We start from the raw sequence: 10,468 nt of genomic DNA, 5'->3' as shown, positions 1-10,468 counted from the left end.
GGGCGTCGTGGACCTTCTTCACCGCCTTGCCCGCCGCCGGGTGAGCCGCGCCAGCAATGAGGCGGCCCTCGTGGAGGGTGGTGTCGGCGAGGAGGTGCAGCGTCCGGCCGAGGCCGGTGCCGAGGCTCTTGAACATCGCCGCCGTGTAGGCCGCGTCCGCAGCCCGCTCGATGGCGTAAGCCTGTCCGCGCTTCCCAGCGAAGATGAGCCCCTGACCGTGCATGATGGTCCTGGCGGCGATCCGCGCCGAGCCGTGGAGGACGGTGCCGACCACGGTGGCCTTGGCGGTGCCCACGGACCACAGGCTGTTGACCAGGTACTCCCTCACAGCCCTGCGGAAAGCCCGAGGGTTCGTCCCGGCATCGGCCAGCTTACCGAGCGTGGGCAGGTCGCCGCGAGAGCGAAGAACCTTATCCACGAGCGCCCTTCGACCGGCGACAGAAGTCTGGCCGACGAGCTTGCGGTAGGCTTCCATCGCGTCGTCCACCGGGGTGTTCTCGGCGGTACCTGCCAGGGTCTTCAGGCGAGCCTTGGACCCCTTGGAGGCGTTGACAGTAGCCCTGAGCGAGGCGAGGCCCCGGCCCATGTTGGACGTGGCCCCCTTCAGGGTCGCGTGTAGGACCGCATGGGTGTCCAAAGCGGCCATGAACTCGATCCACTCGGGGCGTTCGGGTGCGTCAGCAAACCCCTTCGCGCGCTCGGCCAACCTCATGAGGTCAACGGACGAGTTCTCCACCGTCTTTCGGGCGACCATGGCGAAAGCGTCGAGGTTCTTGGTCTTCGACTGGAAGACCTCCACCACGCGCTTCCCGTGGACCCCCAGGATGTTCCCGAGGGCCTGCGCTTCGTTCCAGCCGCGTGTCGCCGACCCGTAGGACTGGGACAGCTCCTCAATGGCGTCGGCCGTCTTCACGATCACGTCGATCACGGCTTCGCCGGTCTCGTCCTTCAGGAGAGCGTTGGTGACGTCCACCCGGTTGGGGTGCAGGCCCAGACGCTCGTCGATCTCAACCTGACGGGCGGGGTTGCCGGACAGGATGTCGTCGGCCAGGGCCTTCTTCTCCGCGTCGGACAGCTTGGCGATCTTCGCGCGGGTGCGCTGAGGGAGAGCCTGGAAGCCCTCGGTCATGTTGTCGTCCAGCGGGCCGACCGTGCCGGGTTCACGCGGGGAGACCTCAGGCAACTCGTCGGTGCCCTTGGGGACGCGCGGGACGTCGTGGACGACACCGTCAGGCGTCTCCACCGTGATGCCCTCATCGGCCACCCGGCGGGCGGCCTTCGGGTCCACCTTCATGATTTCCTCGGGGACGCCGAGAATGGCGTCGAGGTCCTCATTGATGCCGCGCAGGGCCTTGAAGCCCTTGACGGCTCCGGCCAGCGTGGCGACGGCCCCGTCGAAGAGGGGACCGGCGACGAAGTCCACGGCCGCGTTCTTCAGTCGGGCTTCCAGCGCGCCGTCCGCTTCGTCCACCGCGAGGGCTTCCAGAAGGGCGGGCTGGGGGATGCCGAGGGACGCCGCCATGTTGACGAGGTTCCCCTCCATGGGCGCGTGATCCACGAAGGCGGCGTAGGCCCCGGCGGTGGTGGATTGGAGGCCTCGAAACCCGGCGGCGATGGCGGGGGCGACGCGGGCGGTATTACCTGCGGCGGCGATGAACTTGGTGGCCCGCATCCCCGTGGCGAAGCTGGTGCCGAACTCGACGACGTCGCGGGCGACGCCTGCGCCTGCCACCTTAGGGGTGCGGATGTCTTGCAGGACACCGAAGCCTGCTGCCCTGCCGGTACGACGCTCGGCCTCAGCCTTGGACACCAGACCAACGATGCCGTTGTCGGCCTCGCGGCCAAGGGTGATGTAGGTGCCGATCCCGGTGCGCGTGTAGACGAAGTTGTCTGCGGCCTCGGCGAGGTCGTCTACCGAGTCCATGAAGCCTTGGAAGGCGTCACGGACGCCCCCCACAACAGCGCGGGCGGTGTTGATCTCGTTGGGCATCATGCGGTCGATGTTCTGCTGGAACTTCGGGTCCGCTTGGGTCGCCCGCAGGCTGTCCCAGAAGCTGCGTCGCTCCTGGTCCGCTCGGGTGTTCCCTAGGTTGCCCCAGTGGTGACCCCCGCCAGCGGAGCCCCGGTCGGGCGTGGCCCGGGAGGCTTGGGTGGCGGGCCGAGGCCTACGGGCCTTTTCGGCGTCGGCGGCTGCGTACAGCTCGTCGAGACTTGAGAACTCGGTCAAGGGTCACTCCTATTGGTTATCGGCGGCGCATAGGCGGACCAACTCAGGTGATCCTGAGGGACCTGAGGGTTACCTGAGGGGGGACCTGAGATGGTTCGCTCCTAGGGTGCGTGTTTATTAGTACCCCTCGGGATTGGTCGCTCGGTTCGAACGAGAAGGGGCGTTCAGATTGTCCCGAGGTTCCCTGAGGGAGGGCAGCGTGGGTCTTTCCCTAAGGAGGGAAGTTGATTCGGCCTCTGCGATGTCCATAGGCAGCGGCATGGCCTCGCGGCCGTGGTCGGCCAGGGCATACTTGCCGGTCTTTCGGATGGACGGCAGCACCTCCGAGGCGATCCAGTGCTGGAAGACCAGGGCCTCCTGTTTGTCCGAGCGCATGATGAGCTTGTAGAGGCCGGACTCGGACACCACGATCATCGGAGAGCCACCCTTACCCGGATTAAGGGTGGACCGGGCGACGTGCCTTTTCTCTGCGGCTTCGAGCCGGTCAGTGTGATTGGTGACGTTGTTCACGCCGAGGCTGAGGCACCGGCAGACATCGACCGCCACGAACCACGGCTCGCCGTCGATCTGGACTGTGCGGATGTTCACGGGGTCCTCCCCGTGGCGGACGAAGGCGAAGGCGATGGTGTCGGTCATGGTCAGGGTCTCCCCTGAGATTGACCGCACGGCGCTCTGAGATAGGGTGGTGGAGTGGGACCGCCCCGTTGAAGCGGGATGCCCCCTGCCTCGCTGGGCTAGAGCAGGCGGAGGGCCAGATGCGTGATGCTCTGGCCCTTTCTGCTATCTCTAATAGCCCCGCTGCTCGACCTCGTCGGCCACCTCTTGGACGTCTCGGTGTAAGCCTGACACCCCTCCAGAAACGACTGGCTTCGTCCTCCACAATCACCGGGGTCGCGCAGGTCATTATCTGCCGCCCATGCCGCGCCCGCTTCGTGACCTGAACAGTCCTCTGTGCAACCGTAGGGCTCCCCGAGGTCGCTGTATGTCATGCCCTGCTGGAGAGCTGCGGCTCGCCCAGCGCGTCTTCGCGGGTCATCTGAGGCGCGCTTGTTTCCCAGTCTGAGCGCCCTTCCTCGGTAGACTCTCTGTATTCTCGATAGGCGCTGTCACATCCTGCTGTGAGAGCGAGGATCGCGAAAACCGCTACCGCTAGCCGCCTGCCCTTGAGCCCCATGTCAGTGCCCCAGCGCCTGCGCGAGAACATTCAAGCCGCGCGGCGTAAGGCGCAGGTAGCGGACACGTCGGTCTTCCGGGTCGTGTTCCTGGGTCAGCCACCCGGCCGCCTGCGGATACGCTCTGCTGGGCTCCAGAAGCATGTCCTTCGACTTCGCGATGGACCGTCCAAGGCCGTCGTGCGCGGCGCGGATGCCCGTCAAAGTAACCCTGTGGTGCCGCAGGTCTTCCTTGGCGACGGCCACGAAGAAGAGGGCCTGACGGATTGTCAGGGTGCTGGGGCCGAGAGCGGCAAGTCGCTCCAGGAAGCCGGTCGCATTGTCTAGCTCCGCCGCCAGCACCGCAAGGGAGAGGTTTCTCGTGCAAGTCGATTGGGCTGCGGTTTGAGCGGTGGTCATTGGAACTCCATATCGCTGAATTGCGACGGAGATTCTCACGCTCTTAATTCAAGCGCCACCGTTGTTTGGCTACCTGGAGACCGTGCCTCTTACGACCTCTAGTATGACCATAGGGATCGACAGGTCCCGTGCCTCGAAGTCTTCCAGAAGGGCGTCTAGGGCGGTCTAAGCCCCCAAGTGTGGCCTCAGCTTATCGGGCTGCTGGCAATACGGTGGGAGCGGTCGGGACGTTCCTCATTCTCCTTGACCGTCATGAACGCTCCTAGTCGTCGGCTGGAGGGTGAACAGGGGGCAGGCTGAACGGTGCGAATGAGACTTTGGCTAGTTCGCGTTTCAGAAGGGCGATCCGCTGCTTATTGCCGTAGTGTGTCGCGACTCCTTGCGTGGCCCAGCCTCCGAGAGCATCTTGGATTTCCACCGGGATAGAAACATCTCGGCAGGCATCCTTGAAACCGTGACGGAAGCTGTGAAGTACGGTGGCGGGACTGTCGATCCCTAGGCTCCGGCGGAAGCCGCCGAACCACTTTGAGAGGTAGTGTGAGAGTTTGCCTTCCGGCCCTGGGGGCAGGGAAGGAAATAGCATCTCGGTGTCAGGCGGCAGGCTGGCGACATAAGTCCTCAGGCCGACATCCAAGACGGCTTTGTGGATCGGCACCGTGCGCTCGCTGGCGTCTGTTTTCAACGTCCGCCCCCCGATCCTGCGGCCCGAGGCGTCGTATTCCGAATAACGAACGCACCATGTTCCCTCGATCTCGATAAGGTCGTTGACGCGAAGTCCGGCGAGTTCTCCAGCCCGCGCGCCGCTGTAGAGCGCCATGGCAGGTATCCAGAAGCGCCACGGGTGTTCTCCTTCTGCCATGGGCCTCAGCGCCGTGAACATGCGTTGAAGCTCGGTCGTGGAAAAGCCGCGACGTTTCACACTGGGCTTTGCCTTCTCGACGAGGCCCTGAGCTGGGTTCTTGTCGAGCAACTCCTCCTCCACCGCCCAGTTGAATACGGCGGCAAGGTTCTGGAGATAGGACGCGACAGTGGTGGGAGAGATGCGCTCGCCACCCTGCAGGTCCGCCTTCTCGGCCGCCTCCTGCAGGGTGAGCCCGGGGTACCGCCTGCTGGCGAACTTGGGAACCCTCTGGAGGAGACTTCGGATTTCTCGCAAATCTGCGCGCGTGACTGAACGGATGGGCCGCTCACCGCCGAGGGCTTCCTCCAGCGCAGAGAAGATGTGGGAGTACTTCCGGTCTGTGGATTCCTCGCCATGCTTGGCGACCCGCTCCGCTCGGTAGGCGGTGATGAGCTGCGCCACGGTTGCGCCGCTGGCTTGGGAGGCCGCCACGTGGGTTGGGAGCGGAGATGCGATCTCGACTACCTCGCCGTCGAGTCGGCGCTCCATCAGGCTGACGAGACTGACCCGGGCCTTCAGGAGGGCCAGCGCCAGCGCGTTCCTGCTGGGATCTCCCGGAGGGTACCACAATCCCTCCTTGGCTAGGGTGTCGTTCACTTGCTGGGCAACGGCGGCGGTATCGTAGTTGGCGAGGGCTTCGCGGGCAGCGGGCTTCTCTTCCTCCAGCCATCTCTCAGCCCCCGTCAATGAACCTGCGCGACCGAGCCGGAAAGCCTCGTCCCATTCCAAAATCTCAGCCATCCACCCCCGCGCAAGACGGTCTGCGTCCGCCTTCGACAGAGTGGGCGAGACCTTTCCGGCATTGCGCGCACGGGCGACCGAAATCTGTCTGTCGGTAGAGACTGCCTTCTCGCGTGCTAGCCGCTTCGCCGTCTCGAAATCCTTCGTTCGCAAACTGATGCGCCATTGGGTGGTCCCGATGGTCCCCGCGACGTCTTGGGGAACCCGGCGGCGGAACCAATAGACGGCTTCGCGTCGGTAGAGGTGGTTGCATCCAGGCACGGCTTCCATTCCCGTCTGGTGACACAGTCTTGTGTCACAGTCCATGGTCGTAGAAGACCGAGAAGACTGGGAAATCCCGCTAACACTGGCTCCCGAGGGAGGGTGGTAGGCCCGGAGGGACTCGAACCCCCAACCAGACCGTTATGAGCGGTCGGCTCTAACCATTGAGCTACGGGCCCCCGAAGCACAGCAAGGGGTGCCTAGCAGGCGGGGCGTCGGCTGCAAAGCCGCCTTGGACCTGTCACGCTTTTCACGCCGATGAACGGAACCTGCACAGGGGTCTTTTGCGTTCGTTCAGCTTGAAACGGTCAAGTTAGGCCGTGGCTGGCGAACACGCCCGCCCAAATGAATTCGACGGAGACCTCGTAATGACCCGCACCGCACGCGCCCTGATGCTGGGCACGGCCCTGATGACCTTGGCGGCGCCGGCCGTCGCGTCTGCTCAATCCCAGCCCGGCGGCTCTTCCCCCATGCAGGTGCACGCCATGGCTCAACAACCCGCCCTGAACCTGTCGGCCTATGGCGAGGTCAAGGTCGCGCCGGATCAGGCCACGATCAACTTCGGCGTGGTGACCGAGGCCCCGACGGCTCAGGAGGCCATGGCCCAGAACGCCCAGCAGATGACCCGCGTCGTCGCCGCCCTGCGCCGCGCCGGGATCGCCGAGCGCGACATTCAGACCTCGGGCCTGAACCTGTCGGCCCAATACGACTATCAGCAGAACGAACCGCCCCGCTTGCGCGGCTATCAGGCCGCGAACCGCGTCACGGTGACGATCAACGACCTGAGCAAGGTCGGGACGACCGCTGACGCCGTGGTCACGGCAGGCGTCAATCAGATCGACGGCATCAGCTTCGGCCTGAAGGATCCGAAGGCGGCCGAGGACCAGGCCCGCGTCCTGGCCGTGCGCGCCCTGCAGGACAAGGCGCGTCTGTACGCCCAGGCCCTGGGCGTCGACCTGGGGCCGGTGCGTTCCCTGACCGAGGGCGGGGGCTATGCGCCGCAGCCGCGTCCTGAGGTCATGTACGCCCGCGTCGCCATGGACGCCGGCGGCGCCTCGACCCCGGTTTCAGCGGGCGAGCTGACGGTTCGCATCGATATCAGCGGAACCTACGACATCGGCCGCTGATCGCGACCTTGCGATGAAGGAGGGGGCTCGCCGGCGACGGCGGGCCCCTTTTTCATGAGTTTATTACCGTCCGTTCATTTGACGCGCCGGGCTCGGCCTCTATCCTCACGCTTGGCCGCCTCTGGCCGCGATCCTGGACGTCCGCCTTTCCATGAAGCAGTTCTTCCTCACCATGCTGGGCGTCTTCGCCGGGCTTGTGGCCTTCTTCGTCGTTCTGCCCGTGGTGGCGCTGATCTTCTTCGCCATGGCGGCCGGGGCCTCCAAGCCGACCACGCCCGCCCATACGGTGCTGGAGCTGGATCTGCGCAGCGGCCTGACGGATCAGACGCCGGTCAATCCCTTTGCGTCTTTCGGCGGCTCCAGCCTGTCGGTGGTTCAGGTCGTGGACGTGCTGGCTCAGGCGGCGGCCGACGACAACGTCAAGGTGTTGCTGGTGCGCGCGCCGGAAGTCGGGATGACGCCCGCCTCGGCCGACGAAGTGCGTCAGGCGATCGCTCGCTTCCGCGCCTCGGGCAAGACGGTGATCGCCCACAGCCAGGGCTTTGCGCCGATCGGCGCCGTGACGTCCAGCTATATGGTCGCCGCCAGCGCGGATCAGCTGTGGCTGCAGAACACGGCGAACTTCCAGGCGACGGGTCTGGCTGTCGACAGCGTCTTCCTGGGCCGCGCCTTCCAGAAGTACGGCGTCAAGGCCGACTTCGAGCAGCGGTATGAGTACAAGAACGCCGTCAACGAATTCACGCAGAGCGACTTCACCGCTCCGCACCGCGAGGCCATGGTCGCCTGGATGGGCTCCATCTACGACAGCGCCATCGCCAATATCGCCCGCGACCGCAAGACCACGCCCGAGGCCCTGAAGGCCGTGATCGAGGCCGGCCCTTATCCGGCGGAACAGGCCCTGTCGCTGAAGCTGGTCGACAAGATCGGCCAGGTCGAAGAAGCCGAGGCCGCCGCCAAGACCAAGGCGGGCAAGAACGCCAAGATCGTCAAATTCGGCGAATACGCCTCGCTGAAGGGAACGCGTAACACCTCAGGCTCCGGCTCGGCCAAGTCGGCCATCGCCATCGTGGGCGGCGAGGGCGCCATCATGACCGGCCGCGGCGACAACGACTCGCCCTTCGGCGGCGGAACCAGCATCCGCTCGGACGACACGGCCAAGGCCATCTATGAGGCCATCGAGGACAAGGACGTGAAGGCCATCGTCTTCCGCGTCTCCTCGCCGGGCGGCTCGCCCGAGGCGTCTGAACAGGTGCTGGCCGCCGTGCGCGCGGCCAAGGCGGCGGGCAAGCCGGTGGTGGTGTCGATGGGGGCCTACGCCGCGTCCGGCGGTTACTGGATCAGCTCGGAAGCCGACTGGATCGTGGCCCAGCCCTCGACCCTGACCGGCTCGATCGGCGTCTTCGGCGGCAAGTTCGTCCTGGCCGACGCCCTGGGCCGCTTCGGCGTCGACATGCGCGGCCTGTCGGTCGGCGGCGACTACGCCGACGCCTTCTCCACGACGCAGAGCTTCGATCAGGGGCAGCGCGCCGCCTTCGCCGCCTCGATGGACCGCATCTACGAAGAATTCGTGGCCCGTGTGGCCAAGGGCCGCAAGATGCCGGTCGAGCGCGTGCGTGAGATCGCCAAGGGCCGTGTCTGGACCGGCGCTCAGGCGCACGGCCTGGGTCTGGTCGACCAGCTGGGCGGTCTGGAGGAGGCGGTCGCCAAGGCGCGCCAACTGGCCAAGATCCCGTCGTCCGAGACGGTCCGCTTCAAGCGCTTCCCGCAGCCGCAGACGCCGTGGGAGGCCCTGGCGACCGCCTTCGGCGCCTCGGGTCAGGCCGCCGAGGCCATGGTCAAGGTCGGTCAGGTGATGGGCGATCCCGCCGCCCAGGCCGTGCTGACCCGCGTCGAGGCCGATCGCATGCGCAGCCGCGGCGCGGTGGTCCTGGCGGATCAGCCGGCCTTCTGAGGCTTGGCCGGGACAACAAATGTGACTGGCGCGTGATGTCGCAGTGCATTGACCGTTCAGGTCGATGGACCGACATTGCGCTTCAGGCGTTCATCAGGACGCTGAGAGAGGCTTTGAGTTCATGATCAACTCCGACCCGATGGGCCAGCTGGGTTTCAACGCGCGCCGTCGGCCCGGTTCCGGCCTGCTGGCGCCCTTCGTCTGGGTCGCGGGCCTGATCGCCACCGCCCTGGCCGTGACGGTCGGCGCCCTGCTGGCCGTCTTCACCGCCGCCGCCGTGGCCATGATCGCCGTCGTCGGCGGGGTGCTGGTCTTCTTCGCCGGTTTCGCCCTGCGCGCCCGCCGCACCATGAGCGCCCGCCGTCGTCGCGACGACGGCGTCATCGACGCCAAGAAGGTCGGCGACACCTGGGTGGCCTACGGCTGGGAAAAGGAAGGGCGCTGATCGGCCCCTCATGATCGCCTTCACCGACGCGCCGTCCCCGAACTTCGACGCCCGGCGCGGCCCGCCGGACATTCTGGTGCTGCACTACACCGGCATGGAGACCGCCGAGGAGGCGATCGCGCGTCTGCGCGACTCAGAGGCCAAGGTATCGGCCCACTATGTCGTCGACGAGGACGGCTCCATCCTGCGTCTGGTGCCGGAAGAGCGTCGGGCCTGGCACGCCGGGCGCGGCGCCTGGCAGGGCGAGACCGACGTCAACGCCGCCTCCATCGGCATCGAGATCGTCAATCCGGGCCATGAGTTCGGCTATCGCCCCTTCCCCGAGCCGCAGATCGAGGCGGTGATCGCCCTGGTCGGCGACATCCGCACCCGCTGGTCCATCCCTGACGCCCGCATCATCGCCCATTCCGACCTGGCGCCCGAGCGCAAGCAGGATCCCGGCGAGCTGTTCCCGTGGAAGCGTCTGGCCGAGGCGGGGCACGGCCTGTGGTTCGACCCGGCGCCGGAACGCATCGGCGCCCTGGGCGCGCCCCTGTCGCCCGGCGACGAAGGGCTGGGCGTCATCGTCCTGCGCTCGGGCCTGCACCGGCTGGGCTATGGGGTGCAGCCGGGCGGGGCCTATGACGAGGAAACCCGCCTGACGGTCGAGGCCTTCCAGCGCCACTGGCGGCCCGATCGCGTCGATGGGATCGCCGACGGCGAGACGCGAGCGCGGCTGGTGGGATTGCTCCAGCTGGCTTCGGTCGAGAGCGTCACCGGCGTGCTGGATTAAAAACATGACCCTCTCCCATCGAGAGAGGGGCTGTTCATCCGCATTGACCTTCCGCCCATTCGCGCGCATCTAGCGCTCGCCAGACGGCCGGGCGGTCGCGGCGGGGGCTTGCTCCTGTCGAGGAAAGTCCGGGCTCCACGGTGAAAAGGCGGCGGGTAACGCCCGCCCGGGGTGACCCGAGGGATAGCGCCACAGAAAGCAAACCGCCTGGGCTTCGGCTCAGGGAAGGGTGAAAGGGTGGGGTAAGAGCCCACCGCGTCGGCGGCAACGTCGACGGCACGGCAAGCCCCGCCTGGAGCAAGACCAAATAGGGACGTCGCGCGGGGCTCGCTCCGCAGGGCTCACCGCCCCAGGCGTCCGGGTAGGTCGCGAGAGCCGTCCAGCAATGGGCGGCCCAGAGGAATGATCGTCGCCGCTTTCGGGCGGAACAGAACCCGGCTTACAGGCCGTCTGGTGTTTATTTCAGGGACAA

The 10,468-nt window shown here is 66.3% G+C and carries 8 protein-coding genes, 1 tRNA gene and 1 other RNA gene; 5 read left to right on the top strand and 5 right to left on the bottom strand.

Going from position 1 to position 10,468, the window contains the following annotated elements; translation table 11 throughout:
• The 5 genes from BDIM_RS18025 to BDIM_RS11890 form a co-directional block, all read right to left on the bottom strand.
• The coding region (locus BDIM_RS18025) for a hypothetical protein (protein ID WP_050796711.1) at positions 1–2,227 on the bottom strand (2,227 nt) is incomplete at its 3' end.
• A 117-nt stretch (positions 2,228–2,344) separates the two neighbouring features.
• Complete coding sequence (locus tag BDIM_RS11905; RefSeq protein WP_050796710.1) at positions 2,345–2,863, bottom strand: BRO-N domain-containing protein; 519 nt, start codon at positions 2,861–2,863, stop codon at positions 2,345–2,347.
• A gap of 539 nt (positions 2,864–3,402) precedes the next feature.
• Complete coding sequence (locus BDIM_RS11900; RefSeq protein WP_040345999.1) at positions 3,403–3,798, bottom strand: helix-turn-helix domain-containing protein; 396 nt, start codon at positions 3,796–3,798, stop codon at positions 3,403–3,405.
• A gap of 262 nt (positions 3,799–4,060) precedes the next feature.
• Complete coding sequence (locus BDIM_RS11895; protein WP_040345996.1) at positions 4,061–5,710, bottom strand: site-specific integrase; 1,650 nt, start codon at positions 5,708–5,710, stop codon at positions 4,061–4,063.
• Between the two features lie 94 nt (positions 5,711–5,804).
• Positions 5,805–5,880, bottom strand: a tRNA-Ile gene (locus BDIM_RS11890).
• Positions 5,881–6,069: 189 nt separating this feature from the next.
• On the opposite strand from BDIM_RS11890, the gene BDIM_RS11885 reads away from it, so the two are divergent.
• From BDIM_RS11885 to rnpB, 5 genes are all read left to right on the top strand, one after another.
• A complete protein-coding gene (locus BDIM_RS11885) occupies positions 6,070–6,828 on the top strand; it encodes an SIMPL domain-containing protein (protein WP_040345993.1) in 759 nt (252 codons plus the stop codon).
• A gap of 151 nt (positions 6,829–6,979) precedes the next feature.
• Positions 6,980–8,779: a signal peptide peptidase SppA gene (sppA, locus tag BDIM_RS11880; RefSeq protein ID WP_040345990.1), complete on the top strand. Its 1,800-nt coding sequence runs from the start codon at positions 6,980–6,982 to the stop codon at positions 8,777–8,779.
• A gap of 121 nt (positions 8,780–8,900) precedes the next feature.
• A complete protein-coding gene (locus tag BDIM_RS11875) occupies positions 8,901–9,224 on the top strand; it encodes a hypothetical protein (RefSeq protein WP_040345987.1) in 324 nt (107 codons plus the stop codon).
• A gap of 10 nt (positions 9,225–9,234) precedes the next feature.
• Complete coding sequence (locus tag BDIM_RS11870; RefSeq protein WP_003165841.1) at positions 9,235–9,996, top strand: N-acetylmuramoyl-L-alanine amidase; 762 nt, start codon at positions 9,235–9,237, stop codon at positions 9,994–9,996.
• 79 nt (positions 9,997–10,075) lie between these two features.
• An RNA gene (rnpB, locus tag BDIM_RS16925) (RNase P RNA component class A) lies at positions 10,076–10,454 on the top strand.
• Positions 10,455–10,468 lie beyond the last annotated feature (14 nt).

The organism is Brevundimonas diminuta ATCC 11568, assembly GCF_000204035.1.
GTDB lineage: Bacteria > Pseudomonadota > Alphaproteobacteria > Caulobacterales > Caulobacteraceae > Brevundimonas > Brevundimonas diminuta.
The sequence above is the reverse complement of the archived record's forward strand: the minus strand, read 5'-3'. Positions and strand labels throughout refer to the sequence as shown.